We start from the raw sequence: 23,989 nt of genomic DNA, 5'->3' as shown, positions 1-23,989 counted from the left end.
TCCCGCCCCGGAGTTGCACGATGCGCCCACCGACCCGCCCGCACGCCCCCCCGTCCGTCCCGCGCCGCCGCGCCGCCGGGGTCGCGGCGGCCGTCGTCGCGGCGGGCATCGCCGGGGGCGCGCCGGCCGCGGCGCAGCAGGGGGCGGCGCTGAGCATCGGGATCGGCGGTTCGGTCACCTCACTCGATCCCCACTTCTACAACGCCAGCCCGAACAACTCCCTCTCGATGCACATCTTCGACCGGCTGGTGGAGCGCGACCCCCAGGCGCGCCCCTATCCGGGCCTCGCCGCGGAGTGGCGGGTGATCGAGCCGACGGTCTGGGAGTTCCGCCTGCGGCCGGGCGTGAAATGGCACGACGGGCGCGACTTCACCGCCGACGACGTCGCCTTCACCATCGCCCGCGCCCCCAACGTGCCCAACAGCCCGGGCGGCTTCGGCGGCTACCTCCGCGCCATCGCCCGCGTCGAGGTGGTGGACCCCCTCACCATCCGCTTCCACACCCACCGGCCGCACGCGCTGCTGCCGACCGAGCTCGCCAACATCGCGATCGTCTCGCGCCATGCCGGCGAGGGGGCGACGACGGAGGACTACAACGCCGGCCGCGCCGCGATCGGCACCGGCCGCTACCGCCTCGTCTCCTACCGCCCGGGCGACCGCACCGAGATGGCGCGCAACGACGCCTGGTGGGGCGGGCCGGAGCCCTGGGCGCGCGTCTCCTACCGCTTCATCGGCAACGACGGCGCCCGCACCGCGGCGCTGCTCGCCGGCGACGTGGACGTCATCGACCAGGTGCCCTCGACCGACCTGCCGCGGCTGCGGCGCGACCCGCGCGTCTCGGTGTTCGACATCCAGGGGCTGCGGGTGATCTTCCTCGGCGCCGACCTCTCGCGCGACGGCGCGGTGCCCTTCCTGACCGACAACGATGGCCGCCCGATCCCGCGCAACCCCTTCCAGGACATCCGCGTGCGCCGCGCGCTCTCGATCGCGATCGACCGCCGGGCGCTCGCCGAGCGGGTGATGGAGGGCACCGCGCATCCCTCCGGCCAGTGGCTGCCGGCCGGCGCCTTCGGCCACAATCCCGACGTCCGTCCGCCGCCCTACGACCCGGAGGCGGCGCGACGCCTGCTCGCCGAGGCCGGCTTCCCGGACGGCTTCCGCCTCACCCTGCACAGCCCGAACGACCGCTACCCGAACGACGCCAAGACCGCGCAGGCGGTGGCGCAGATGTGGACCCGCATCGGCGTGCGCACCCAGGTCGAGGCGCTGCCCTGGGCGAGCTTCGCCGCGCGCTCGGCGCGGCAGGAATTCGCCATGCACCTGATCGGCTGGGGCAGCGTGACCGGCGAGGCCAGCTCCTTCCTGGTCAACATCCTCGGCACCTGGGACCCGCGGGCGCGCACCGGCTCGGCCAACCGCAGCCGCTATTCCAACCCGGCGCTCGACGCCCTCACCGCGCGCGCCGTGGCGACCTTCGACGACGAGCGGCGCGAGGCGATGCTGCGCGGGGCGGTGCGGATGGCGGTGGAGGACGAGGCCTTCATCCCGCTCTACCAGCTCGTCAACATCTGGGCGACGCGGCGCTGCCTGCGCGCCGAGCCGCGGGTGGACGAGCGCACCCTGGCGGCGAGCATCCGCCCGGCCAACTGAGGCGCCGACGCGAGAGAGGAGACGCATGCACGACCCCACCATCGCGACCGCGGAACTGCGCCCCGTCTCCGGCCCCTTCGTCTGGTACGGGCCGGAGATGGCGCGGCGGCCGGAGGAGTGGATCCGCCCCCTGACCGCGGCCGAGATCGCCGAGCTGGAGGAGGCGGTCGCGCGCCTCGACGCCGCGGGCGTGGACATCGCGGCGATCGGGCCGGACGACCTCGCCGTGCCGGGCCTCGCGCCGCTGGTCGCGCAGGTGAAGCAGGCGGTGCTGCGCGGGCGCGGCTTCATCCTGGTCCGCGGCGTGCCCGTCGGGCGCTGGACGAGGCGGCAGTGCGCCATCGCCTATCTCGGCCTCGGCGCGAAGATCGGCGAGCCGGTGTCGCAGAACGCCAAGGGCCACGTCCTCGGCCATGTGAAGGACATCGGCGTGGACTACGCGGCGCCGACCGGCCGCGGCTACCAGACCGCGGCGCGGCTGCCCTACCACTGCGACTCCTCCGACGTGGTCGGGCTGCTGTGCCTGCAGCCCGCGAGGTCCGGCGGCCTCTCCTCGATCGTCAGCTCCGGCGCGCTCTACAACGAGATGCTGCGGCGCCGCCCGGACCTGCTGGCGGAGCTGGTCAGGCCGGTGTACCGCGACCGCCGCGGCGAGGTGCCGGAGGGCGCCGAGCCCTGGTACGCCGTGCCGGTGTTCAATCCGATGCCGGACGGCGGGCTGATCGCGACCTACGTGCGCAGCGCCATGCGCAAGGCGCAGCGCTTCCCGGAGGTGCCGCGCATCACGCCGGAGCTGGACGCCGCCTGCGACCTGCTCGACAGCCTGGCCGAGGACCCCGCGATCCATCTCGACATGGAGTTCCGCCAGGGCGACATCCAGTTCCTGTCGAACCACTGGGTCATGCACTCGCGCACCGCCTTCGAGGACTGGCCGGAGCCCGGGCGGCGGCGCCACCTGTTCCGCCTCTGGCTCGCCTGCGAGGACGGGCCGGCGCTGCCGGAGGTCTACACCCGCCAGTGGCAGGGCGCGACCGCGAAGGGCCGCCCGGCGGGGATCCGCGTGCCCGGCGTGGCGCTGAACGCGCCGCTGGACGCGGCGTAGGGCGGGCTACGCGGCCCGGGCGCGCGCCTCGCGGCCGCGCGCCTCGCGCCCGCGCGCGACGAAGCGCTCCAGCCAGTGGATCGTGTAGTCGCCGGCCTGGAACTCGGCGTCCTCCACGATGCGCTGGTGCAGCGGCAGCGTGGTCCGCACGCCGTCCACGACCATCTCGGCCAGCGCCCGGCGCAGCCGCGCGATCGCCTCCGCCCGCGTGCCGGCGTGGACGACGAGCTTGGCGACCAGGTTGTCGTAGTAGGGCGGCACCGCGTAGCCGGCGTAGAGCGCGCTGTCCACGCGCACGCCGGGCCCGCCCGGGGCGTGGTACATGCTCACGCGCCCCGGCGAGGGCGCGAAGCTCTCCGGATCCTCCGCGGTGATGCGGCACTCGATGGCGTGGCCCTGGAAGCGGATGTCGGACTGGCCGTAGCCGAGCCGGTCGCCGGCGGCGATGCGGATCTGCTCGCGCACCAGGTCCACGCCGCAGACCATCTCCGTCACCGGATGCTCGACCTGCAGGCGGGTGTTCATCTCGATGAAGGCGAAGTGGCCGTCCTGCCAGAGGAATTCGAGCGTGCCGGCGTTGCGGTAGCCGAGCTCGGCGAGCGCCCTCGTGACCTGCGCCCCGAGCGCGTCGCGCGCCGCCGCGGTCAGGACCGGCGAGCCGGCCTCCTCGACCAGCTTCTGGTGGCGGCGCTGCAGCGAGCAGTCGCGCTCGCCGAAGTGCACGACGTTGCCGTGGGCGTCGGCCAGCACCTGCATCTCGATGTGGCGCGGGCGGTCGAGGAACTTCTCGATGTACACGGCATCGTCGCCGAAGGCCGCCTTGGCCTCGGCGCGGGCGACGCGGAACGCCTCCTCGAGCTCCGCGTCGCTGCGCGCGACCTTCATCCCGCGACCGCCGCCGCCGGCGGCGGCCTTGATCAGCACGGGATAGCCGACCTCCGCCGCGACCGCGCGCGCCTCGTCCAGCGTCGCGACCGCGCCCTCGCTGCCCGGCACCAGCGGCACGCCGAGCCGGCGCATCGCCGCCTTGGCGGCGATCTTGTCGCCCATCATGCGGATGTGCTCGGGCGCGGGGCCGATGAAGGCGAAGCCGTGCGCCTCCACCATCTCCGCGAAGCGGGCGTTCTCGGCGAGGAAGCCGTAGCCCGGGTGGATCGCGTCCGCGCCCGTGATGGTGGCGGCCGAGAGGATCGCCGCGACGTTGAGGTAGGAGTCGCGCGGCGCCGGCGGGCCGATGCACACGCTCTCGTCGGCGAGGCGCACATGCATCGCCGTCGCGTCGGCCGTGGAGTGCACCGCGACCGTGCGGATGCCCATCTCCTGGCAGGCGCGGTGGATGCGCAACGCGATCTCGCCGCGGTTGGCGATCAGGACCTTGCCGAACATCGTCGCCGCCGCCGTGCCGGACCGCTACTCGATGACCATCAGCGGCTCGCCGTATTCGACCGGCGCGCCGTTCTCGACCAGGATGCGGGTGACGGTGCCGGCCTTCGGCGCCTTGATCTGGTTGAAGGTCTTCATCGCCTCGATCAGCAGCAGCGTCTGGCCCTGCTCGACCCGGGCGCCGACCTGCACGAAGGGCGCGGCGCCGGGCTCGGGCGCGAGGTAGGCGATGCCGACCATCGGGCTGGTGACCGCGCCCGGCGGCGGCGCCGCCTCGGCCGGCTCCGCCGCCGCGGTCGCCGGCGCGGCCGGGGCGGCGGCCGGCGGCGCGGGAGGGACCGACACGGTCGCGGTCGCGGCCGGCGCCACCGTCACCTGGCGCACCACCCGGATGCGGCTGTCCTTCTCCACCAGCTCGATCTCCGAAAGGTCGGTGTCGCGCAGGATCCGCGCCAGTTCGCGGATCTGGGCGGGATCGAACCGGATGCCCTCGGTCATGCGTCCTCGTCCTGCGTGCTGTCGTCCTCGGCGGCGGCCAGAGCCTCCAGCATCCCGGCCATGGCCCTGAGCGCGAGCGCGTAGCCGCCGATGCCGAGCCCGGCGATGACCCCCGTCGCGGCCCGGGAGACGTAGGAGTGGTGGCGGAATTCCTCCCGCCGGTGGATGTTGGTGATGTGCACCTCGATCACCGGCAGGCCGACCGCGAGCAGGGCGTCCATCAGCGCGACCGAGGTGTGGGAGTAGCCGGCCGGGTTGATGACGATGCCCTCGGCCCGGCCGCGGCACTCCTGCACCCAGGTGATCAGCTCGCCCTCGCTGTTGGTCTGGCGGAAGTCGATGGCGAGGCCCAGCTCCTCCGCCGCCTCGGCGCAGAGCGCCTCGACGTCGTCGAGCGTGGCGGTGCCGTACTTCTCCGGCTCCCGCGTGCCGAGGAGGTTGAGGTTGGGGCCGTTCAGGACGGCGATGAGGGGCGGAGCCACTGCCGTCTCCCGATTCGCTTCACGAAGCCGTGGGCGGCTAGCATGGCGCGGTCCGCCGCCGCAAGCGCGACGCCGATTCGCCGGCGCACCGATCGCCCCGGCCGACCGGCCCCGCAGCCCCGGCACGCATGGCCGGGTCGAGCGCCGGCGGCTTGCCGGCCGGGCCCGGCTTCGCCACATTCTCGGCCATGGCGGCAACGATCGCGATCGAGGTGAACGGCGAGAGGCGCGAGGTCCCGGCCCCGGCGACGGTGGCGGACCTCCTCGCGCGCATCGGGCTCGACCCCCGCAAGGTGGCGGTCGAGCGCAACCTCGAGATCGTGCCGCGCTCCACCTACGCCACGACGGCGCTCGCCGCGGGCGACCGGCTGGAGATCGTCCACTTCATCGGCGGAGGCTGAAGGGCGAGCCATGGACGGCATGCACACGGACGCCGACGACACCTGGGAGGTCGCCGGCCGCCGCTTCCGCTCGCGCCTGATCGTCGGCACGGGCCGCTACAAGGACCTGGAGGAGACCGGCCGCGCCATCGAGGCGAGCGGGGCGGAGATCGTCACCGTCGCGGTGCGGCGGGTCAACCTCTCCGACCCGAAGGCGCCGATGCTGCAGGACTACGTGGACCCGAAGCGCTACACCTACCTGCCCAACACCGCGGGCTGCCACACCGCGCAGGAGGCGGTGCGCACCCTGCGCCTGGCGCGCGAGGCGGGCGGGTGGAACCTGGTGAAGCTCGAGGTCCTCGGGCCGCCGCCCTTCCTCTACCCCGACATGCCCGCCACCTTCGAGGCCGCCGAGGCGCTGCTCAAGGACGGCTTCGAGGTGATGGTCTACTGCAACGACGACCCGATCGCCGCCAGGCGGCTGGAGGAGATGGGCTGCGTCGCCATCATGCCGCTCGGCGCGCCGATCGGCAGCGGCCTCGGCATCCAGAACCCGGTGATGATCCGCGCCATCGTCGAGCAGTCCAGGGTGCCGGTGCTGGTGGACGCCGGCGTCGGCACGGCGAGCGACGCCACGGTGGCGATGGAGCTCGGCTGCGACGCGGTGCTGATGAACAGCGCCATCGCGCACGCCCGGGATCCGGTGCGCATGGCGCGGGCGATGAAGGCGGCGGTCGAGGCGGGGCGGCTGGCCTACCTCGCCGGGCGGATGCCGAAGAAGTATGTCGCCGATCCGTCGAGCCCGCTGACCGAGGGGCTGATCCGGTAGGACAGGTCCGGCGGCGGCCGGATCTCGCCCGGGTGCCGCCGTGCCGACCGGCGGCACGGCGCCGACCCGCCCCGCGCCGGATCGCTCCCTTGCGCGGCGGGCCGGCGCATGACGGCGTGGCGCGAGCCGGCCCCCTTCCCGAGGCGCCGATGGTCCGGCGACGCGCCGACCGGAGAGGCGCCCGAAGCGGCCGCGGCAGCGCGGCGACCGGATCGCGGCCGATGCCGCGCCGCCGGTCAGAGCAGCACCAGCCCCGCCCGGATGCCGCGCGCCACCGCATCGGCGCGGCTCGACGCGCCGAGCTTCGCCAGCACGGACGCGACGTGCGCCTTCGCGGTGTGGAACGAGAGGCCGAGCCGGCGCGCGATCACCTTGTTCGCCGCGCCGGCGGCGAGCAGCGCCAGCACCTCGCGCTCGCGCGGGGTCAGCGCGGGGACGGGCTCCGCGGCACCGGCCGCGGCGGGCTCGGGGCGCGGCGGCACCGGCCGCGGCGACGCCGGGCGCACGACCAGCCCGTGCGCGACGGCGACGATCGCCGCGACGAGCTGCGCCTCGCCCGCATCCGGCGGCAGGACGCCCCCTACCCCGGCGTGCAGCGCGCGCGCCCGCGCCGCGGCGTCCTTGGCGAGCACCAGCATCGGCGGTCCGGCCGCGCCGCCGCCTTCGCGCGGCAGGACGCGATCGGTGACCAGCGCGGCGGCGGCGGCACCCTCCGGCGCCGGCGCGAGGCCCGGCGCCGCGTCCACGATCCCCGCCAGGCGCGCGCGCAGCGCCGGATCGGCGATGCGCAGCGCGACCGCGACAGGGCGGACGGCGCCGTCGCATCGGTCGGCCGTCCGCACCGGGCCCGGTCCGCGCTCCGCATCGCCGGGCCGCATCGCACGGTGTCGCATCGCCGCCACGGCAAGGTTCATGCCGAGGGCCGCTCCCCGATCGTCATCGCGACCCGCGTCGGATCGCCGCCGCGCAGCAGACCGAGCGCGACGCGCCGCCCGACGCTGTCGGGGTCGAGCCGCTCCAGCACTTCCCGCACCCCGCCGCCGGCGAGCGGCACGCCGTCCCAGGCCACGATCACGTCGCCGAGCCGCACGCCCGCCCGCTCCGCCGGCCCGCCGGGGTCGAGGCCGACGACGATCAGTCCGTGCGCCGCGTCGAGGCCCCGCCCCATCCGCAACGGCTGCATCGCAAGGCCGAGATAACCGCGCGAGAGGCGCCCGCGGGCCTCGAACGCCGCAACGGCGCGCGCGATGGTCGCGGAGGGGATGACCAGCGTGCCGCGGCGCCGCGCGCCGAGGACCGCCATTCCCAGCACGCGCCCGGCGCCGTCCAGCACCGCACCGCCCTCCGCCGCGCGATCCAGCGCCAGATCGAGGCGGATGCGCCGGTCGATCCGGCCCCCCCGCGGGCTGTGCCACGGCCCGCCGACCATGGCGGCGGTCCCCAGCGTCGCGATCGGCCCCTCCTCGGCGCGCCCGACGGCGAGGAGGAGCTGGCCGACGCGCACGCCGTCCTGCCCGGCACCGGGACCGGGCGCGTCGAAGCCCTCGCCCGCGCCCTGGACGCGCAGCAGGGCGATGTCCGTCCCGACGTCGCGCCCGGCCAGGACCGCCGGCAGGCGGCGGCCGTCGGCGAGGGTCACGGCAAGGTCGTCCTCGCGCTCCAGCGTCCCGGCTGCGGTCACGACCAGTCCCGGGAACCAGAGGATGCCGGAGGAGGACGGGCGCCGGTCGCTGCCATGCACCGCGACGAGGCGCGGCCCCGCGGCCTCGACCGGCGCGGCGACGCGGTCGGAGAGGGCGGCGAAGGGATCCGTCATGTCGGCTCGGCGCTCATCCTTGTGTCATCTCTGGAGGAGATGGTGTGCCAGCCTCCCTGCGACACGGGGGCGCCCCGGCAGGAAGGGGCGCGGATCGTCGCCGCGGCGCCGGACGCCGGTGGCGCGCCCGCGCCTGGCGGCCGGGCCCGTTCCCGTGGCGCGGCATCGATTCGCCGGCACGGGAAGGCGGCGGGCACCGCCCTGCAGGCCGCGCGCGTCTCCTCCGCCGGCAAAGGGCTTCCGCCGCCACAGCGTTCCATCCGCGAGGCTTTCCGCCGAGCGGCCCGATCGCCGGGCGAGTTTCCGGAACGACACCCCATCCATGCGAAAATAAGCCGGCGCATGGACCACTTTTCGCTTTGCACAGGGGGGCGAGCCTCCTATATGGCGCGCCAGACGCAGTACGCACGTGCCTCTGGCCCCAGGCCACGGACCCGCAGTGAGACCGGGGTCCGCCCCGGCGCAAGGTTTACGCAACGACGTCAAGCGTTCTGGCAACCCCCGCGGTTCGCGCCGCGGGACTTCCTTGGTCGCTGGTTCGTTCGACCGTTTCGTCAACTGACGGGCCGCCGCCGCGATGGGCGGCCCGGCTGCCTTAGGGGAGGGTGGTGCGATGACCCCCAAGATCGCACGCTTCCTGCGCGAGTCCGCGCCCGCCACGCCCTGCCTGGTGCTGGACGTGGACCGGGTGGAGGAGAATTACCGCCGGCTGCAGGCGGCGCTGCCGCTCGCCCGCATCTACTACGCCGTGAAGGCCAACCCCGCCGCGCCGATCCTGGAGCGGCTGGTCCGGCTCGGCTCGTTCTTCGACGCGGCGAGCTTCGAGGAGGTCGAGGCCTGCCTCGCCGCCGGCGCGCGCGGCGCGGCCGTCTCCTACGGCAACACCGTGAAGAAGGAGCGCGACATCCGCGCCGCCTTCGAGCGCGGCGTGCGCCTCTTCGCCTTCGATTCGGAGGAGGAGCTGGCGAAGCTCGCCCGCGCCGCCCCGGGCGCGCAGGTCTATTGCCGCATCCTGGTCGGCAACGAGGGCGCCGAGTGGCCGCTCAGCCGCAAGTTCGGCTGCGAGGTCGGGATGGCGCGCGAGCTGATGCTCGCCGCGGGGGAGATGGGCCTCGATCCCGTCGGCCTCAGCTTCCACGTCGGCTCGCAGCAGACGACGACCGCGGCCTACGAGGCGGCGATCGCCAGGGTGGCCATGCTGTTCACCGACCTGCGCGAGGCGGGGGTGAAGGTGCGCCTGGTCAACCTCGGCGGCGGCTTCCCGGTGCGCTACCGCGAGGCGGTGCCGGAGATCGAGGACTTCGGCACCGCCATCATGGGCGCGCTGGCCGAGCACTTCGGCAACGCCCTGCCGGAGATCATCGTCGAGCCGGGCCGCTTCATCGTCGGCGACGCCGGCGTGGTGCAGTCCGAGGTCGTGCTGGTCAGCCGCAAGGCCAAGGACGACCCGGTGCGCTGGGTCTATCTCGACATCGGCCGCTTCGGCGGCCTGGCCGAGACCGAGGGCGAGGCGATCAAGTACGCCATCCGCACCCCGCACGACGGCACGGCGGAGGGCCCGGTGACGGTGGCGGGCCCGAGCTGCGACAGCGTGGACACGCTGTACGAGAAGTCGAATGTCCGCCTGCCGCTCAGGCTGGCGGCGGGGGACAAGGTGGAGCTGCTGGCCACCGGGGCGTATGTGACGACCTACGCGAGCCAGGGCTTCAACGGGTTCCGGCCGCTGGCGGAGCACTACGTCTGAAGCCAGGGGGGACCGCTCGCGCGAGCGGTCCCCCTTCCCGTCCCGGCCCTACGCCGCCTCGCGCGGCGCGGGCAGGACGTGCGGCCGCCCGAGCCAGGCGTCCACCGCCCGCAGGGCGCGCTCGCAATAGGCGCGCTTGCGCTCGCGGCCCCGCGGCGCGCCGGGCAGCGGCGGGAACAGGCCGAAGTTCACGTTCATCGGCTGGAAGGTCTCGGCCCGCGCGCCGCCCGTGATGTGCGCGAGCAGCGCGCCGAGCGCGGTCTCCGGCGGCGGCGGGGCGGGCGCCTCGCCCCTCGCCTCGGCGGCGGCGAAGCGGCCGGCGAGCAGTCCGATCGCCGCCGACTCGACATAGCCCTCCACCCCCGTGACCTGGCCGGCGAAGCGGATGTGCGGCGCGGCCTTCAGGCGCAGCAGCGGGTCGAGCAGGCGCGGGCTGTTGAGGAAGGTGTTGCGGTGCAGCCCGCCGAGCCGCGCGAACTCCGCCCGCCCGAGCCCCGGGATCATGCGGAACACCCGCACCTGCTCGGCGTGCTTCAGCTTGGTCTGGAAGCCGACCATGTTCCACAGCGTGCCGAGCGCGTTGTCCTGCCGGAGCTGCACCACCGCGTAGGGCCGCCGCCCGGTGCGCGGGTCGCGGAGGCCGACGGGCTTCATCGGCCCCCAGCGCAGCGTGTCCGGGCCGCGCTCGGCCATCACCTCGATCGGCAGGCAGCCCTCGAAATAGGGCGTGCCGGTCTCCCACTCGCGGAACGCGGTCTTCTCGGCGGCGAGGAGGGCGGCGAGGAAGGCCTCGTACTGCGCGCGGTCGAGCGGGCAGTTGATGTAGTCGGCGCCCTCGCCCTTGCCGTAGCGCGACTGCATCCAGGCGATGTCCATGTCGATGCTGTCGCGGTGCACGATCGGCGCGATCGCGTCGAAGAAGGCGAGCGAGTCCTCGCCCGTGAGGCGGCGGATGTCCTCGGCCAGCGCCGGGGCGGTGAGCGGCCCGGTGGCGACGATGGCGCGGCCCCGGTCGGGCGGCGGCAGGCACGGCACCTCCTCGCGCCGCACGGTGACGAGGGGGTGCGCCTCGAGCCGGCGCGTGACCTCGGCCGAGAAGCCCTCGCGGTCCACCGCGAGCGCGCCGCCCGCCGGCAGGCGGTGCGCGTCGCCGGCGGCGAGGATCAGCGACCCGGCGCGGCGCATCTCCTCGTGCAGCAGGCCGACGGCGCTCAGCAGCGGGTCGTCGGCGCGGAAGGAGTTGGAGCAGACGAGCTCGGCGAAGTCCGGCGTGCGGTGGGCCTCGGTGGCGCGCAGGGGGCGCATCTCGTGCAGCACCACCGGCACGCCGGCGGAGGCGATCTGCCAGGCCGCCTCGCTGCCGGCGAGGCCGGCGCCGATGACGTGGACGGGAATCGCTGCCATGCCCGAGTTCTGCCCCCTCTGCGTCGCCCGTGACGCGCCGGTGACGGCCGCGCCGCATAGCAATGGGATCGGCCCGCGCCCGGACAAGGTGGCCCCCCGGTGCGCGCCCGCCGTTCCGGCGCGACCGCCGGTCCCGCACGCCCTCCGCCGGACGGCGCGCCCTCAGGCGCGCGGCGCCGCCGTGCCGCCGGGGGACGCGCTGGCGCCGATCCCGGTGCCGTAGGTCGAGGGCACGACTTCCCGGACCGAGCTCGCCCGCTTGGCGAGCCAGTAGGCCTGGGGCGGCGGCACGGTGTCGAACGCGCCCTCGACGCCGAGCTTGCGCGCGGCGTCCATCGGCCAGTTCGGGTTGTAGAGCAGCTCGCGCGCGAGCGCGACCAGGTCGGCGCGGCCTTCCCCGAGGATCGCCTCCGCCTGGTCGGCGTGCACGATCAGCCCGACCGCCATCGTCATGATGCCGGCCTCGCGCCGGATCGCCTCGGCGTAGGGCACCTGGTAGCCGTAGCCGACCGGGCCGGCGCTGACCACCGGCGCGCCGCGCATGCCGCCCGAGGAACAATCGATCACGTCCACGCCCTTCGGCCCGACCAGGCGCGCGAGGCGGATGCTCTGCGCCAGGTCCCAGCCCGCGTCGTCCTCGCAGGAGAGGCGGAGGAACAGCGGCTTGCCCTGCGGCCAGACGGCGCGCACCGCCTCCACCACCTCGATCGCGAAGCGCATGCGGTTCAGCTCGGAGCCGCCGTACTCGTCGGTGCGGCGGTTGCTGAAGGGGGAGAGGAATTCGTGGATCAGGTAGCCGTGCGCGCCGTGGATCTCGAGCATGTCGAACCCGGCCCGGTCGGCGCGCCGCGCCGCCTCCGCCCAGGCCTCGACGACGCGGGGGATCTCGGCGCGCGTCAGCGCGCGCGGCAGCGGCTCGTCCTCCGGCCACTGGATCGCGGAGGGGGCGACCAGCTCCCACGCCTCCCAGTCCTCGATCTCCGGCGAGGGGGTGAGCGGCCGGCCGCCCTCCCAGGGCCGGAAGCGCCGCGCCTTGCGCCCCGAATGGCCGAGCTGGATGCCCGGCACGGCGCCGTGCGCGCGGATGAACGCCGCGCAGCGCGCGAGGCCGGGGATGAAGGCGTCGTCCCACAGCCCGGTGTCGCCGACCGTGCCGCAGCCGCGGCGCTCCACCTTGGTGGACTCCATCATGACGAGGCCGGCGCCGCCGGCGGCGAAGCGGCCGGCGTTCATCAGGTGCCAGTCCGTGGTGAAGCCCTTCACCGCCGAGTACTGGTGCATCGGCGCGACCACCACGCGGTTCTTGAGCGTGAGGTCGCGCAGGCGGATCGGCGTGAACAGCAGGGGCGTGGGCATGGGCGGTTCCGGTCGTCAGGGATGGATCAGAGGTATTCCTCGGCGAGCGCGCTGTCGCGGATCTCGGCGACCGTGCCCTCGCGCCGCACCTCGCCGCCGCGCATGACGTAGCCGCGCGTGGCGAGCTTCAGCGCCGGGCGCGCCATCTGCTCGGCCATCAGGATGGTGGTGCCGCGACGCTGCATCTCGCGGATCGCCTCGCTGATCTGGCGCACCCAGATCGGCGCGAGGCCGAGGAAGGGCTCGTCGAGCAGCAGCAGGCGCGGCTGCGAGCACATGGCGCGCGCGATGGCGACGAGCTGCTGCTGCCCGCCGGAGAGCTGGCCGGCGGGCTGGGAGGCGCGCTCGCCGAGGAAGGGGAAGACCGAGACGAGCCAGTCCAGCGCCCGGCGCTGGTGCCGCCGCCCCATGCCGAAGGCGCCGGAGAGCACGTTCTCCCGCACCGTCATCGAGGGGAACACCCGCCGCCCCTCCGGCGAATAGCCGATGCCGAGGCGCGCGCGCCGCTCGCAGGGAACGGCGGCGATGTCCCGGCCGTCGAGCCGGATGGCGCCGCGCGCGGGCCGCACCAGGCCGATCACGGCGTTGATCGTGCTCGACTTGCCGGCGCCGTTGGCGCCGACCAGCAGCACCGTCTCGCCCTGGCGGACGTCGATCGAGAGGCCGCGCAGCGCGGTGATGCCGCCGTAGCGCACATCGAGGTCGCGGATCTCCAGCATCACGCCGCCTCGTCCCCGGCCGCGTCGGCGCCGACATAGGCGGCGATCACGTCCTGGCGCGCCAGCACCTCCGCCGGCGGTCCCTCGGCCAGCACCACGCCGGCGTCGAGGACGATGATGCGCGGGCAGAGGCGGCGCACCAGGTCCATGTCGTGCTCGACGATCAGCACCGAGCAGCCGCAGGCGCGGACGTGGCGGACGAACTCGTCCACCCGCGTCCGCTCGCTGCGCTCGAGCCCGGCGGCCGGCTCGTCGAGCAGCAGCACCTTGGGATTGGCGGCGTAGGCGAGGGTGAGGCCGAGCATCTTCTGCAGCCCGTAGGGCAGCTTGTCGCTCTGCTCCCCGAGCCGGGGGGCGAGGCCGAAGGCGTCGAGCAGCGGCGCGACGCGCGCCCAGCCCTGCGGCCCCGCGCCGCCGCTGAAGCGCAGCGCGCGCGAGACGTTCTCGCGCACCGAGGCGGCCTTGAAGGTGTTGGTCTGCTGGAAGCTGCGCACCACGCCGAGCCGGCTCACCGCATGCGTCGGCCTGCCGGTGATGTCCTGCCCGCCGAGCAGGATGCGCCCGCCGGAGGGCGGCGTGCGGCCGGTGATGACGTTGATCAGCGTCGTCTTGCCGGCGCCGTTCGGCCCGATCACGCCGAGCAGGTCGCCGGGGGCGAGGGCGAAGCTGATGCCCTCCAGCACCCGCAGCCCGCCGAAGCGCTTGGCGAGGTTCTCGACGCGCAGCTCCTCGACGCCCGCGACGGCGCCGGCGGCGGGCTCCATCGGCTCAGGCCCCCCCGCGCGCCGCCTCGGGCGCGGCTGCGGCCGGACCGGCGGCCGCGCGCGGCGCGCGCAGCCGCCGCGCGAGGGCCGCGACGGCGCCGGCGATGCCGCCGCGCGCGACCAGCGTGACGAGGATGAGCAGCAGGCCGAACAGCCCCTGCGCATACTGCCCCTGGTTGCCGAGGAAGTCCGAGACGGTGACCAGCAGCGAGGCGCCGGCGATCGGCCCGAGGATGGAGCCGCGCCCGCCGATGATCGCGTAGACGATCGTGTCCACCGCCTGCTGCGCGCCGAACGAGGTCGGGTGCACCGTCAGCAGCATGTTGCCGAGCGAGAACCCCGCCATGCCCGCGATCCCCGCCGCGACCACGAAGCCCATCGCCTTGTAGCGCCAGACCACGAGGCCGAGGCTCTCGGCCAGCACCTCGTTCTCCTCGATCGCGGCGAAGTGCTGGCGGAAATGCGCGGTCAGCGCCGCCGTGATCACCGCCGCGAGCAGCGCCATCGCCGCGGCGAGCGCGAGCACGGACCGCGCGTCGCTCAGCTCCGTCCCGAGCAGGGTCGGCGCCGGGAAGCCGGCGAGCCCGTCCGCGCCGCCGGTCAGGCGCGGCGTCATGAACAGGACGAGCTGCAGGATCTCCGTCAGCACGAAGGTGACCAGCACGAAATAGACGCCGCGCAGCCGGAGGACCAGCGCGCCGAGCGGCAGAGCGACCAGTGCCGGCACGAGGAAGCTCGCCGGCACGATCAGCAGCACCTCCGTCACGCCGTGCATCGTCAGCAGCACGGCGGCGTAGCCGCCGAGCGCCATGAAGGCCGGCGTGGCGAAGCTCAGCAGGTCCATGCGCAGCATGATGAACACGCTGAGCGCGGCCATCGCGCCGATCAGCACGCGGTTGACGATGGACTGGACCAGCAGGTCGTCGGTCGCCCAGGGCACCGCGAGCACGGCGAGGAACATCGCCACCGCCGCCCATTCCTGCGCGCCCCAGCGCGAGGGGCTGCGCGCCTCCATCGGCGGCTCAGGCGCCACGGATCTCGCGCCCGAACAGGCCGGTCGGCCGCGCCAGCAGGATCACCAGCACGGTGACGAACAGGATCAGCGCCCCGGTCGAGCCGCCGAGATAGACGCTCGCATAGGCCTCGACGAAGCCGACGATGACCGCCGCCACCACCGCGCCGGCGATGCTGCCGAGCCCGCCGAGGATCACCGTGAGGAAGGAGGTGACGAGCACCGGATCGCCCGCGCTCGGCGACAGGGCGAGGATCGGCGTCACCAGCGCCCCGGTCAGGCCGGCGAGCCCGGTGGCGAGGCCGAAGGCGAGCGGGAACAGCAGCCCCGGCCGCATCCCCTGCGTCGTCGCCACCTTGCGGTCGTCGGCCAGCGCCCGCAGCGCGCGGCCGAAGTCGGTGCGGTAGATCAGCAGCCAGAGCGCGCCGATGGCCGCGGCGCAGACCGCGAGCACCACCAGGTTCTCGAGCGGCAGGTAGAGCGTGCCGGCGCGCAGCGTGCCCTGCACCGGGAAGCTGAACTCCGGCGACTGCGGCCCGAACACCGCGAGCAGTCCGGTCGAGATCACCAGGTAGAGGCCGAGCGTCAGCATCATCGTCGCCAGGTGGTCGTCCACCAGGCGCTCGATCAGGAACCGCTCGTAGAGCGCGCCGAGCGCCGCGGTGGCGACCACCGCGGCCAGCACCGCCAGCGGGAAGGGCAGGCCCGCCTGGCTCACCGCCGCGTAGGCGACGTAGCCGCCGAGGGCGTAGAAGCCGCCATGGGCGAAGTTGATCACGCCGAGGATGCCGAAGATCAGCGTGAAGCCGAGGGCGAGCAGCGCGTACTGCGCGCCCAGGCTGATGCCGATGATCCCCGCGGTCAGGAACTCGTGCACGCGCCGCGCCCGGCCGCTACTGCGGCGAGACGTCGATGCGGCGCACCCCGACCATCCGCCCGTCCAGGATCATGCCCATGCCGAAGGGGAGCGAGAGCTCCTGGTTGATGCCGAAGAAGCTCTGGCCGGTCCAGGCGCCGCGGCCGAGGTTCGGGTCCTCCACCGGCAGCTCGCGCAGCGCGGCGGCGACGCGGTTCGTGTCGGTCGCGGTGCCGGCGCGCTCGATGGCGCGCAGCGTCATGCGGGCGCCGACGACCCAGAGCCAGAGGTTGGTGTTCTCGGGCGGCTCCCTGTTGAGCAGGCGGCGGTACTCGTCGGAGATGGCGCGCACGCGCGGGTCCTCGGTCGGCGCGACCTCGTACCAGTAGAAGTTGCGCACCACGTCGATGCCGCCGGCGACCCGGATGATCTCCTCCGTGCCGGGCCCGCCGAGGCGCCCGATCGGGCCGGTGAAGCCGGCCTGGCGGAGCTGTCGCACGATCAAGCCGGCGTCGCCCGGCGGCGAGGACGCGGTGTCCACCACGTCGGGCCGCGAGGCGAGCAGGCGCGTGACGATCGGCGCGAAGTTGGTCGTGCCGCGCTGGTAGTACTCCTCGGTCGCGGTGATGCCATGCTGGCGGTAGACCTCCGCGTCCACGCTGGCGATGTCGGTGCCGCCCTGGTCGTTGGGCGCGACGATGGCGACCGAGCGCATCCCGAACTGCTCCTTCGCGAGGCGCACGATCGGCGGCGCCCACTCGCTCGGCCCGGGGCCGAGGTGGAACACCAGCGGCCACTGCGGGCCGATCGCGTTCTTGGCGTAGCTGTTGGCGAACATCAGCAGCCGGTGCCGCGTCGCCACCGGCTTCGCGCCCGTCACCTCGGGCGAGCCGACGGGGCCGATGAGGAAGCGCACGCCCTGGCTGGCGAGGTTGTTGACGCCCGCCGCCGCGCCCTCGGCGGTGTAGCGCGTGTCGTAGCTGAGCACGCTCACGCTGCAGCGCTGGCTGCCGACCTGCAGGCCGCCGCGCGCGTTCGCCTCCGCCGCCGCGAGCTCCGCCGCGCCGAGCATGGCGAGGCCCCACTGCGCGGCCGGGCCGGACATCGGGCCGAGCGCGCCGATCCTCACTTCGCAGGTGGTCTGCGCGCCCGCGCCGGCGGTGAAGGTCAGGCCCGCCGCGACGACGGCGGCAACGAGGGAACGCTTTGCGATGCGGCCCATGGACGCCCTCCTTGTGCGAGCGGCGACGTTCGCTCGGCGCCGGCATTGGAGAACCGGGCGCGGGGGGTGTCAACGCTCGGCCGGCGCGCGGCGGAAGCGCCGCGCCGGGCGGCGGTGCCGCCGTCACGCTCCGCCACCGTCTTCGGCGCGTCGCGATCCGCCGGCCGAGGACGGTCGCCGCGAAGCGGCCCCTCGGGTCAGAGGCGACCCAGGGCGACGAACGCGCCGTCCGGCCGGTCGGGATCGGCCGGAACGAAGATCGTGCCGAGCGGCGGCGGCTCGACATCCTCCGGGGAGGCGAGCTCGCGCGCTCCGACGAGGCGGCGCTCGGACCACGGCGTGGCCGCCGCCACCGCCGCCTGCCGTGCCGCGCCCGGCACCGGCACCCGGAAGGCCTCGCCCGCGAAGCGCCGCGCCAGCGCCTCGCTCGGCGCGCAGACGCAGCACGGCCCCTGGTGGGCGCTGGCGATCCAGGCGCGGTCGCGAAGCAGGGACGCGACCGGCACCAGGTGGTAGATCGGCACGTCCCCGACCGGCCGGCCACGCTCGTCAGGCGAGGCGGAGATTCGTCGCGGAAGTCTTGCCGCGGCGCGGGTCGGTCTCGATGTCGAAGGTGACCCTCTGGCCCTCGGCGAGGTTGCCGATGCCCGCGCGCTCGACGGCCGAGATGTGCACGAACACATCCGCTCCGCCGCCCTCGGGCTGGATGAAGCCGAAACCCTTCTGGCTGTTGAACCACTTCACGGTGCCGGAGGTCATGCGCCCCTCCCCGTCCAGGCGTTGCCGCGCGCGGGAGCGCGCGCGGCGTCAAACTCGCCGAGGGAGTGGCCGCGCCGCCCGCAGGCACCGTGGCGCCCCGAGGCAAACCCGACGCGGCATGCCTAGCCCCCGGTCCGCGCCCTGGCAACCCACGCTGTCGTGGCCGGCGCCGCGCGGAGGCACTTGCCGCGACGCACGCAACGGCGGCGGACGCAATGGCCGCTCGCGCCGTTGCGGCGCGGGCCTCGCGGCCCCACATCCGCCCTGCGCCCCCTCCGGCGCGCGGCAGGTTGCCTCCCGCTGCCCGGAGCACCGGGTCCGACCGCGCGGCGTTCTGCCGCGGGCCGGTGGGCCGCCATACGCCATCCTGCATGCCGGTCGGAGCGGCGATGAACCATCGGGAGGACCGCCCATGCCGCTCCACAAGTACACGGTCGGCCAGAGCGTCGAATTCGTGCCGGGGAAGCAGGACGGAAACGTGCCGCGCGGCACCTACACCATCCTGCGCCTGCTCCCCAACGACGCGGCCGACCGCGAGTACCGCGTGAGGAACCTTCGCGACGGCCACGAGCGCGTGGTGCGCGAGAGTCAGCTCCGCGGCACCCCCCCGCTGCCGCGCCCGTGACGCGCCGCGCCGCGGCAGTCGCGGCGCGGAGGGCCCGCGGACGATCCGCCGGACACGCCGGGAAGGCCCCGAGGACCGGTGGCGCGAATGCCGGGCTGCGGAGAGCGGCGGGGCACCGCCCCCATCCCGTCGCGCCGCCATTGTGGCGGTGGCCCGCCGCGCGTATCGAACGGCCTCGCCGCCGCCGGTTCCGGCCCCCGCGATGGCGCGCCCGCGCGCGCCGGCCCGGATGCGGACCAGGGGACAGCCACGCCATGACCGACGCCGCCACGCTGCACGCGCGGACCCTCACGCTCGACACGCACGTGGACATCCGCTGGCCGGACCCGCCGGACCCGGCCGCGGAGACGGACCGCCAGGTGGACTTCCCGAAGATGGCGCGCGGGGGGCTCCGCGCCGTCGTGTTCGTCGCCTACACGCCGCAGGGCCGGCGCGACGCGGAGGGGCACGCCGCCGCGGCCGCCCGCGCCGAGGCGATGCTGCGCCACATCCGCGCCCGCGCCGACGGGGAGACGCGCCGCTTCTGCACCGCCGCGGCGGAGGTCGAGGCGGCCGCCGCGGCCGGCGCCCAGGCGGTCCTGTCGGCGGTCGAGAACGGCAACGCGATGGGACGCGACCTGTCGCGCCTCGCCCGTTGGCGCTCGCTCGGCGCGATCTACGTCACGCTGACGCACGACGGGCACAACGACCTCGCCGACTCGGCGCGCCCCAAGCCGGAGCTGGGCGATGCGCCGGAGGCGCACGGCGGCCTCTCCCGCCTCGGACGGCAGGCGGTCGCGGAGATGAATCGCGTCGGCCTCCTGGTCGACGTCTCGCACGCCTCGAGGGCCGCGATGCTGCAGGCGGCGGAACTCTCGCGGACGCCGGTGGTCGCGACCCATGCCTGCTGCGCGGCGCTCCAGCCCCACCCGCGCAATCTCGACGACGAGCAGCTCGACGCGCTCCGCGACGTCGGCGGGCTGGTGCAGATCACCGCCGTGCCGGCCTTCCTGCGGCCGCCCGGCGAGGACGGGAAGGCGGTCGCCTCCGTTTCGGACGTCGCCGACCATGTGGACCACGCCGTGCGGCGGATCGGCATCGACCATGTCGGCCTCTCGTCCGACTTCGACGGCGGCGGCGGGGTCGAGGGCTGGGCGGACGCGTCGGAGAGCGCGAACCTCACCGCCGAACTGCTGCGCCGCGGCTACGGCGCGCGCGAGATCGCGCTCCTCTGGTCCGGGAACTTCCTGCGCCTGATGCGGCTCGCGCAGCGGGCAGCGGAGAGGGCCTGACCCTCTCCGCCCGCCGGCCCATGGCGCGGATCGCGGACGCCGGGAAACGCGCGGGCGCCGCTGCCGCGGGCACGGCCGCGCATGCGGGCCGCCGCCCGTGCGGCGAAGCCGGGCCAACCGGCGGTTCGCGCCCCCGCCCGGGGGGCGGCCGATCGGGCGGCACCGGCCGCCGCTCTCAGGTCAGGAAGACGCCACCGTTGACGTGGACGGTCTGGCCGGTGACGTAGCCGCCCTCCGGGCCGACCAGCAGCCGGACCACCTCGGCCACCTCCTCGACCGTCCCCTTGCGCCGCAGCGGCACGGCGGCGTCGCCGAGCGTGCTCGGCCGCGCGCCGGCGGAGGCGCCGCGCACCGTGTCGATGGTGCCCGGCGCGACGCTGTTGCAGCGGATGTTGTGCGGCGCCAGCTCCACCGCGAGCGCCCGCATGAGCCCCTCCAGCCCCGCCTTGGAGGCGGAGACGTGCGCGCGATTCGGCGTCCCGATGTGGGTCGAGACGCCCGACAGGCCGACGATGGCGCCGCCGCCGCGCCGGATCATGTGCGGCACGACGGCCTGCGCCAGCACGAACGCGCCGTCGAGCGCGACCGACAGGATCTCCCGCCACTCCGCGAGCGTCATGGCGAGGAACGGCGTCTGGCGCCGCAGCCCGGCGTTGGACACCGCGATGTCGATGCCGCCCAGCGTGGCGGCCGCGGATTCGACCATCCGCGCGACCGCGTCCGGGTCGGAGACGTCGGCGAGCAGGGCGACGGCCCTGCCGCCCATCGCGGCGATCTCGCCCGCAACCGCCTCGATCGCGGCCCGGTCGGAGCGCCCGTTGACCACGACCGCGGCACCGTCGCGCGCCAGGCGGAGCGCGATGGCGCGGCCGATGTTCTTCCCGGCGCCCGTCACGAGCGCCACCTTCCCCTCCAGAGCCCCCGCCATGTCCCCCTCCCGCGGTTGTGCGCCGGCGATGCGTCCCCTAGACCACCGGACGGCAGGGCGTTCAAGGAGGGGGGCGATGGCGGACCTCGACGGCAGGGTGGCGCTGGTGACCGGCGCGAGCCGCGGGCTGGGCGAAGGCGTCGCGCGCGCGCTCGCCGCCCGCGGCGCGGCCGTGATGCTCGTCGCGCGCGACGGCGCGGCGGCCGAGGCGGTGGCCCGCAGCATCGCGGCGGCCGGCGGCCGGGCCGAGGCCATGGCCTGCGACGTCTCGGACTACGCCGCCGTCGGCCGGGTGGTGGACCGGACGCGGGCCGCGCTGGGCGGCCTCGACATCCTGGTCAACAACGCCGGGGTGATCGAGCCGATCGCCGAGATCGCGACCTCCGACCCGGCGGAATGGGCGCGCAGCATCTCGATCAACCTGGTCGGCGCCTACAACGGCGTGCGGGCCGTGCTGCCGGGCATGCTCTCCGGCGGCGGCGGCACCATCGTCAACGTCTCCTCCGGCGCCGCGTACCGGCCGCTCGAGGGATGGAGCGCCTACTGCGCGGGCAAGGCCGGGCTCGCGATGCTCACGCGCGCCATCGCGCTCGAGGCGTCGGGCCGGGGGATCCGGGCCTTCGGCTTCTCGCCCGGCACCATCGACACCGAGATGCAGGCGAAGATCCGCGCCTCTGGCATCAACCCGATCAGCCGCATCCCGCGGAGCGAGTTGTCGCCGGTCGAGCACGCGGTGCGCGGCCTCGTCTACCTGTGCACGCCGGAGGCCGACGATCTGGCGGGCCAGGACGTCGCGATGCGCGACGACGCGTTCCGGCGGCGCATCGGCCTCGGCTGACACCGGATCCCCGGGGCGCGAGCCGCGGCCGGCGCAGCGGCGGCAGGCCGGCGCGCCGCCTCATTTGAAATCAACGGAACCGCAACCCCTCAATCCGATCCTCCTCCCGCCGAACGGCACGAACGGGGAGGAGACAGGGATGGCAACGCTCCAGGAGGGGCAGGCGCCCGCGAAGCGGCAGCGATGGGCCGTGTCGCTGCGCGCCACGCTGCTGCTGATCGTCGGAGGGCTGGCGGCCCTGGTGATCGCCGCGGCCGGGGTCAAGCTCGCGGAGGCGCTGCACGACCGGGCATCCGCGCAGGCGGCGGAGGAGGCGAACGCGACCGCCGACCAGCTGATGGCCGCCGCCGCCCACTGGGCGCTCGAGCGCGGGCGGGCCGGCGTCGCCCTGGCGACGGCCGAGCCCGCGACGGCGGCGACGCTCGGCGCGATCGTCGAGAGCCGGCGGGCCGGCGATGCCGCCTTCGCCGCCGCGCGCGACTCGCTGCGGGCCTCCGGAAGCCCCGTCCTTGCCGCGCGCCTGGCCGAGGCAGAGGCGGCGCACCGCGCGCTGGTCGCGCTGCGCGCACGGGTGGACGAGGCCCTCAGCCGTCCGGCGGCGCAGCGGGAGGAGCGGCTGGGGGCCGAGGCGCCGGCCGCGATCACGGCCGCGATCGAGGCGACACAGCACCTCCGCCTCGCCGCGCAGGTCGAGGCCGAGACCGCCGCGGCGCGGCTGGCGGAACTGCAGAGCCTGAAGCACTTCGCCTGGGTCATGGCGGAGTTCGCCGGCCGCGAGCGGGCGACCTTCGCCGCCCTCATCGCCCGGGGCGAGCGGCTGGCTCCCGCCCAGGCGGCGCAGCTCAGCGCCTTCCGCGGCCGCATCGAGCTGAGCCGCGACCTAATCGCGTCCTACGCGGCCCGGCCCGGCGCCCCGGCGGCGATGCGCGACGCCTACAGGGCCGCCGAGGAGTCCTACTTCCGCCGCTTCCAGGCGCTGCGGGAATCGGTCCATGCCGCCGGCCTCTCCGGCGATCGCTACCCGGTCTCCGCCGCCGAGTGGATGGCGCGTGCGACCGAGGCGGTCGACACCCTGCTGCGCCTCGGCGAGGCGACCGGCGAGGCCGCCGGCGAGCTGGCCCGGCGTCATGCCGGCGCGGCCGGGCAGCGCCTCCTGTTCGCATCCGCGCTCGGGCTGGTCGGCCTGATGCTCGCCGGCGGGGCGGTGGCGGTCGTGGTGCTGCGCGTCTCGCGCCCGCTCGACCGGCTGACGCAGACGATGACGGCGGTGGCCCAGGGCGACCTGGAGGCCGAGGTGCCGGCGCTCCGCCGCGCCGACGAGGTCGGCGCCATGGCCCGCGCCCTCGCCGTGTTCCGGGACGGGCTGGCCGAGGCGGCGCGGCTGCGGACCGAGCAGGAGGCGGCGCGCCGGCGCGCGGAGGAGGAGCGCCGCGCGGCGCAGGTCACGCTGGCCGCGGAGGTCGAGCGCGCGCTCGGCGAGGTGGCAGCCGGCCTCGCCTCCTCGGCGACGGAGCTGCGCGCCTCCGCCGACGCGCTCGCCGGCACCGCCGACCGGACGGTGGAGCAGGCGACCGCGGCGGCGGCCGGCGCCGCGCAGGCCGGCGGCAACGTGCAGTCGGTCGCCGCCGCGGCCGAGCAGATGGCAGCCTCGGTCGCCGAGATCACCCGACGGGTGACGGAGGCGGCCGAGGTGGCCAGGAAGGCGGCGGAGGAGGCACGGGCGACCGACGACACGGTGCGTTCGCTCGCCGAGGGCTCGCAGCGCATCGGCGAGGTGGTGCGCCTGATCGCCGACATCGCCGGCCAGACCAACCTGCTCGCGCTCAACGCCACCATCGAGGCCGCGCGCGCCGGCGACGTCGGCAAGGGCTTCGCGGTGGTGGCGAGCGAGGTGAAGCAGCTCGCGGCGCAGACGGCCAAGGCCACCGAGGAGATCGGCGGGCAGATCGCGCGGATGCAGTCGGCCACCACCGCGGCGGTCGAGGCCATCCAGGGCATCGGCGCCACGGTCGCGCGCAGCAGCGAGATCACCACGGCGATCGCCGGCGCCGTGGAGGAGCAGGGCGCGGTGACGCAGGAGATCGCGCGCAACGTGGCCGAGGCGGCGAAGGGCGCGGAGGCCGTCTCGGCGAGCGTCGGCCGCGTGCGCGAAGGCGCCGGCGAAACCGCGACGGCCGCCGGCGCGCTCCGCGAGGTCGGGGGCGAGGTGGCGCGCCAGGGCGAGGTCCTGCGCGGCGAACTCGCCAGGGTGATCGCCGGCCTGCGCGCGGGGTGACCCGCCCGCTGCCCCGCCGGGCCCGGGACCGGCGCCGGGCGCCCAGGCGCGCCGGCAGCCGGCCGGGTTCCGGCCTC

24 protein-coding genes are annotated in these 23,989 nt (G+C 75.3%); 9 read left to right on the top strand and 15 right to left on the bottom strand.

Features of this window, described 5'->3' with window-relative positions:
• Window positions 1–20 precede the first annotated feature (20 nt).
• Window positions 21–1,649 carry an ABC transporter substrate-binding protein gene (locus IEX99_RS12595; protein ID WP_188900717.1) on the top strand — a complete coding sequence of 543 codons (1,629 nt, stop codon included), beginning with the start codon at window positions 21–23 and terminating at the stop codon, window positions 1,647–1,649.
• A gap of 25 nt (window positions 1,650–1,674) precedes the next feature.
• Window positions 1,675–2,751, top strand: a complete 1,077-nt coding sequence (locus IEX99_RS12590; protein ID WP_188900716.1) for a TauD/TfdA family dioxygenase — start codon at window positions 1,675–1,677, stop codon at window positions 2,749–2,751.
• A 6-nt stretch (window positions 2,752–2,757) separates the two neighbouring features.
• On the opposite strand, the gene accC is transcribed toward IEX99_RS12590, so the two are convergent.
• Genes accC through aroQ form a run of 3 tightly spaced genes read right to left on the bottom strand, consistent with a single transcriptional unit; the run spans window position 2,758 to window position 5,114 of the window.
• Complete coding sequence (gene accC / locus IEX99_RS12585; protein ID WP_188900714.1) at window positions 2,758–4,137, bottom strand: acetyl-CoA carboxylase biotin carboxylase subunit; 1,380 nt, start codon at window positions 4,135–4,137, stop codon at window positions 2,758–2,760.
• Window positions 4,138–4,161: 24 nt separating this feature from the next.
• Window positions 4,162–4,632 (bottom strand): acetyl-CoA carboxylase biotin carboxyl carrier protein, encoded by a 471-nt coding sequence (gene accB, locus IEX99_RS12580; protein ID WP_188900712.1) that lies wholly within the window; start codon window positions 4,630–4,632, stop codon window positions 4,162–4,164.
• Window positions 4,629–5,114 carry a type II 3-dehydroquinate dehydratase gene (aroQ, locus tag IEX99_RS12575; protein ID WP_229677986.1) on the bottom strand — a complete coding sequence of 162 codons (486 nt, stop codon included), beginning with the start codon at window positions 5,112–5,114 and terminating at the stop codon, window positions 4,629–4,631. Before aroQ ends, accB begins: the two co-directional genes overlap by 4 nt.
• A gap of 188 nt (window positions 5,115–5,302) precedes the next feature.
• Here aroQ and thiS point away from each other — a divergent pair, with 188 nt between their 5' ends.
• Window positions 5,303–5,515, top strand: coding sequence for a sulfur carrier protein ThiS (gene thiS, locus IEX99_RS22875; protein WP_188900709.1), 213 nt, complete (start codon window positions 5,303–5,305; stop codon window positions 5,513–5,515).
• Between the two features lie 10 nt (window positions 5,516–5,525).
• Entirely contained in the window at window positions 5,526–6,323 is a 798-nt protein-coding gene (locus IEX99_RS12565) for a thiazole synthase (protein ID WP_188900707.1), read from the top strand.
• Window positions 6,324–6,559: 236 nt separating this feature from the next.
• On the opposite strand, the gene IEX99_RS12560 is transcribed toward IEX99_RS12565, so the two are convergent.
• Window positions 6,560–7,165: a helix-turn-helix transcriptional regulator gene (locus tag IEX99_RS12560; protein ID WP_229677985.1), complete on the bottom strand. Its 606-nt coding sequence runs from the start codon at window positions 7,163–7,165 to the stop codon at window positions 6,560–6,562.
• A gap of 68 nt (window positions 7,166–7,233) precedes the next feature.
• The gene (locus IEX99_RS12555) at window positions 7,234–8,139 is read right to left on the bottom strand and encodes a S1C family serine protease (RefSeq protein WP_188900705.1); all 906 of its coding nucleotides are present in this window, start codon (window positions 8,137–8,139) and stop codon (window positions 7,234–7,236) included.
• A gap of 613 nt (window positions 8,140–8,752) precedes the next feature.
• Between IEX99_RS12555 and IEX99_RS12550 the strand changes: the two genes are divergently transcribed.
• A complete protein-coding gene (locus IEX99_RS12550) occupies window positions 8,753–9,883 on the top strand; it encodes a type III PLP-dependent enzyme (protein ID WP_188900703.1) in 1,131 nt (376 codons plus the stop codon).
• Between the two features lie 48 nt (window positions 9,884–9,931).
• Here the strand turns inward: IEX99_RS12550 and trmFO are convergent, their stop codons facing one another.
• From trmFO to IEX99_RS12505, 9 genes are all read right to left on the bottom strand, one after another.
• Window positions 9,932–11,287 carry a methylenetetrahydrofolate--tRNA-(uracil(54)-C(5))-methyltransferase (FADH(2)-oxidizing) TrmFO gene (trmFO, locus tag IEX99_RS12545; protein ID WP_188900701.1) on the bottom strand — a complete coding sequence of 452 codons (1,356 nt, stop codon included), beginning with the start codon at window positions 11,285–11,287 and terminating at the stop codon, window positions 9,932–9,934.
• Between the two features lie 162 nt (window positions 11,288–11,449).
• A complete protein-coding gene (locus IEX99_RS12540; protein ID WP_188900699.1) occupies window positions 11,450–12,643 on the bottom strand; it encodes an NADH:flavin oxidoreductase/NADH oxidase in 1,194 nt (397 codons plus the stop codon).
• 26 nt (window positions 12,644–12,669) lie between these two features.
• Window positions 12,670–13,362 carry an ABC transporter ATP-binding protein gene (locus IEX99_RS12535; protein WP_188900697.1) on the bottom strand — a complete coding sequence of 231 codons (693 nt, stop codon included), beginning with the start codon at window positions 13,360–13,362 and terminating at the stop codon, window positions 12,670–12,672.
• Window positions 13,362–14,126, bottom strand: a complete 765-nt coding sequence (locus IEX99_RS12530) for an ABC transporter ATP-binding protein (RefSeq protein WP_188900695.1) — start codon at window positions 14,124–14,126, stop codon at window positions 13,362–13,364. Before IEX99_RS12530 ends, IEX99_RS12535 begins: the two co-directional genes overlap by 1 nt.
• 4 nt (window positions 14,127–14,130) lie before the next feature.
• On the bottom strand, window positions 14,131–15,159 hold the full coding sequence (locus IEX99_RS12525) for a branched-chain amino acid ABC transporter permease (protein WP_229677984.1): 1,029 nt from the start codon (window positions 15,157–15,159) through the stop codon (window positions 14,131–14,133).
• Window positions 15,149–16,015, bottom strand: a complete 867-nt coding sequence (locus IEX99_RS12520) for a branched-chain amino acid ABC transporter permease (RefSeq protein WP_188900693.1) — start codon at window positions 16,013–16,015, stop codon at window positions 15,149–15,151. The genes IEX99_RS12525 and IEX99_RS12520 overlap by 11 nt, the downstream gene beginning before the upstream one ends.
• Before the next feature lie 16 nt (window positions 16,016–16,031).
• Window positions 16,032–17,216, bottom strand: a complete 1,185-nt coding sequence (locus IEX99_RS12515) for an ABC transporter substrate-binding protein (RefSeq protein ID WP_188900691.1) — start codon at window positions 17,214–17,216, stop codon at window positions 16,032–16,034.
• 197 nt (window positions 17,217–17,413) lie between these two features.
• Window positions 17,414–17,740, bottom strand: a complete 327-nt coding sequence (locus IEX99_RS12510) for a hypothetical protein (protein ID WP_188900689.1) — start codon at window positions 17,738–17,740, stop codon at window positions 17,414–17,416.
• 25 nt (window positions 17,741–17,765) lie between these two features.
• Window positions 17,766–17,975, bottom strand: a complete 210-nt coding sequence (locus tag IEX99_RS12505) for a cold-shock protein (protein WP_188900687.1) — start codon at window positions 17,973–17,975, stop codon at window positions 17,766–17,768.
• Window positions 17,976–18,387: 412 nt separating this feature from the next.
• Here IEX99_RS12505 and IEX99_RS12500 point away from each other — a divergent pair, with 412 nt between their 5' ends.
• Together IEX99_RS12500 and IEX99_RS12495 are read left to right on the top strand one after the other, a co-directional pair.
• Complete coding sequence (locus tag IEX99_RS12500) at window positions 18,388–18,600, top strand: hypothetical protein (protein ID WP_188900685.1); 213 nt, start codon at window positions 18,388–18,390, stop codon at window positions 18,598–18,600.
• Window positions 18,601–18,854: 254 nt separating this feature from the next.
• The gene (locus tag IEX99_RS12495) at window positions 18,855–19,871 is read left to right on the top strand and encodes a dipeptidase (protein WP_188900683.1); all 1,017 of its coding nucleotides are present in this window, start codon (window positions 18,855–18,857) and stop codon (window positions 19,869–19,871) included.
• Between the two features lie 175 nt (window positions 19,872–20,046).
• Here IEX99_RS12495 and IEX99_RS12490 read toward each other — a convergent pair whose 3' ends face one another.
• Window positions 20,047–20,799, bottom strand: a complete 753-nt coding sequence (locus tag IEX99_RS12490; protein ID WP_188900682.1) for an SDR family NAD(P)-dependent oxidoreductase — start codon at window positions 20,797–20,799, stop codon at window positions 20,047–20,049.
• 76 nt (window positions 20,800–20,875) lie between these two features.
• On the opposite strand from IEX99_RS12490, the gene IEX99_RS12485 reads away from it, so the two are divergent.
• Both IEX99_RS12485 and IEX99_RS12480 read left to right on the top strand, forming a co-directional pair.
• Window positions 20,876–21,637 (top strand): SDR family NAD(P)-dependent oxidoreductase, encoded by a 762-nt coding sequence (locus IEX99_RS12485; RefSeq protein ID WP_188900681.1) that lies wholly within the window; start codon window positions 20,876–20,878, stop codon window positions 21,635–21,637.
• 139 nt (window positions 21,638–21,776) lie between these two features.
• A complete protein-coding gene (locus IEX99_RS12480) occupies window positions 21,777–23,912 on the top strand; it encodes a methyl-accepting chemotaxis protein (protein ID WP_188900680.1) in 2,136 nt (711 codons plus the stop codon).
• The last annotated feature ends 77 nt before the right edge of the window (window positions 23,913–23,989 follow it).

The sequence above is a fragment of the Caldovatus sediminis genome (genome assembly GCF_014644455.1).
Taxonomy (GTDB): domain Bacteria; phylum Pseudomonadota; class Alphaproteobacteria; order Acetobacterales; family Acetobacteraceae; genus Caldovatus; species Caldovatus sediminis.
This window is presented reverse-complemented; position numbering and strand designations above follow the sequence as displayed.

Excerpts from the sequence above, each read along its gene's own strand:
- IEX99_RS12590 (WP_188900716.1), top strand. The coding sequence starts at position 1,675 with ATGCACGACCCCACCATCGCGACCGCGGAACTGCGCCCCGTCTCCGGC.
- IEX99_RS12555 (WP_188900705.1), bottom strand. The coding sequence starts at position 8,139 with ATGACGGATCCCTTCGCCGCCCTCTCCGACCGCGTCGCCGCGCCGGTC.
- IEX99_RS12565 (WP_188900707.1), top strand. The coding sequence starts at position 5,526 with ATGGACGGCATGCACACGGACGCCGACGACACCTGGGAGGTCGCCGGC.
- IEX99_RS12595 (WP_188900717.1), top strand. The coding sequence starts at position 21 with ATGCGCCCACCGACCCGCCCGCACGCCCCCCCGTCCGTCCCGCGCCGC.
- IEX99_RS12500 (WP_188900685.1), top strand. The coding sequence starts at position 18,388 with ATGCCGCTCCACAAGTACACGGTCGGCCAGAGCGTCGAATTCGTGCCG.
- IEX99_RS12495 (WP_188900683.1), top strand. The coding sequence starts at position 18,855 with ATGACCGACGCCGCCACGCTGCACGCGCGGACCCTCACGCTCGACACG.
- accB (WP_188900712.1), bottom strand. The coding sequence starts at position 4,632 with ATGACCGAGGGCATCCGGTTCGATCCCGCCCAGATCCGCGAACTGGCG.
- IEX99_RS12540 (WP_188900699.1), bottom strand. The coding sequence starts at position 12,643 with ATGCCCACGCCCCTGCTGTTCACGCCGATCCGCCTGCGCGACCTCACG.
- thiS (WP_188900709.1), top strand. The coding sequence starts at position 5,303 with ATGGCGGCAACGATCGCGATCGAGGTGAACGGCGAGAGGCGCGAGGTC.
- trmFO (WP_188900701.1), bottom strand. The coding sequence starts at position 11,287 with ATGGCAGCGATTCCCGTCCACGTCATCGGCGCCGGCCTCGCCGGCAGC.
- IEX99_RS12485 (WP_188900681.1), top strand. The coding sequence starts at position 20,876 with ATGGCGGACCTCGACGGCAGGGTGGCGCTGGTGACCGGCGCGAGCCGC.
- IEX99_RS12550 (WP_188900703.1), top strand. The coding sequence starts at position 8,753 with ATGACCCCCAAGATCGCACGCTTCCTGCGCGAGTCCGCGCCCGCCACG.
- IEX99_RS12480 (WP_188900680.1), top strand. The coding sequence starts at position 21,777 with ATGGCAACGCTCCAGGAGGGGCAGGCGCCCGCGAAGCGGCAGCGATGG.
- accC (WP_188900714.1), bottom strand. The coding sequence starts at position 4,137 with ATGTTCGGCAAGGTCCTGATCGCCAACCGCGGCGAGATCGCGTTGCGC.
- IEX99_RS12490 (WP_188900682.1), bottom strand. The coding sequence starts at position 20,799 with ATGGCGGGGGCTCTGGAGGGGAAGGTGGCGCTCGTGACGGGCGCCGGG.
- IEX99_RS12515 (WP_188900691.1), bottom strand. The coding sequence starts at position 17,216 with ATGGGCCGCATCGCAAAGCGTTCCCTCGTTGCCGCCGTCGTCGCGGCG.
- IEX99_RS12535 (WP_188900697.1), bottom strand. The coding sequence starts at position 13,362 with ATGCTGGAGATCCGCGACCTCGATGTGCGCTACGGCGGCATCACCGCG.
- IEX99_RS12530 (WP_188900695.1), bottom strand. The coding sequence starts at position 14,126 with ATGGAGCCCGCCGCCGGCGCCGTCGCGGGCGTCGAGGAGCTGCGCGTC.
- IEX99_RS12505 (WP_188900687.1), bottom strand. The coding sequence starts at position 17,975 with ATGACCTCCGGCACCGTGAAGTGGTTCAACAGCCAGAAGGGTTTCGGC.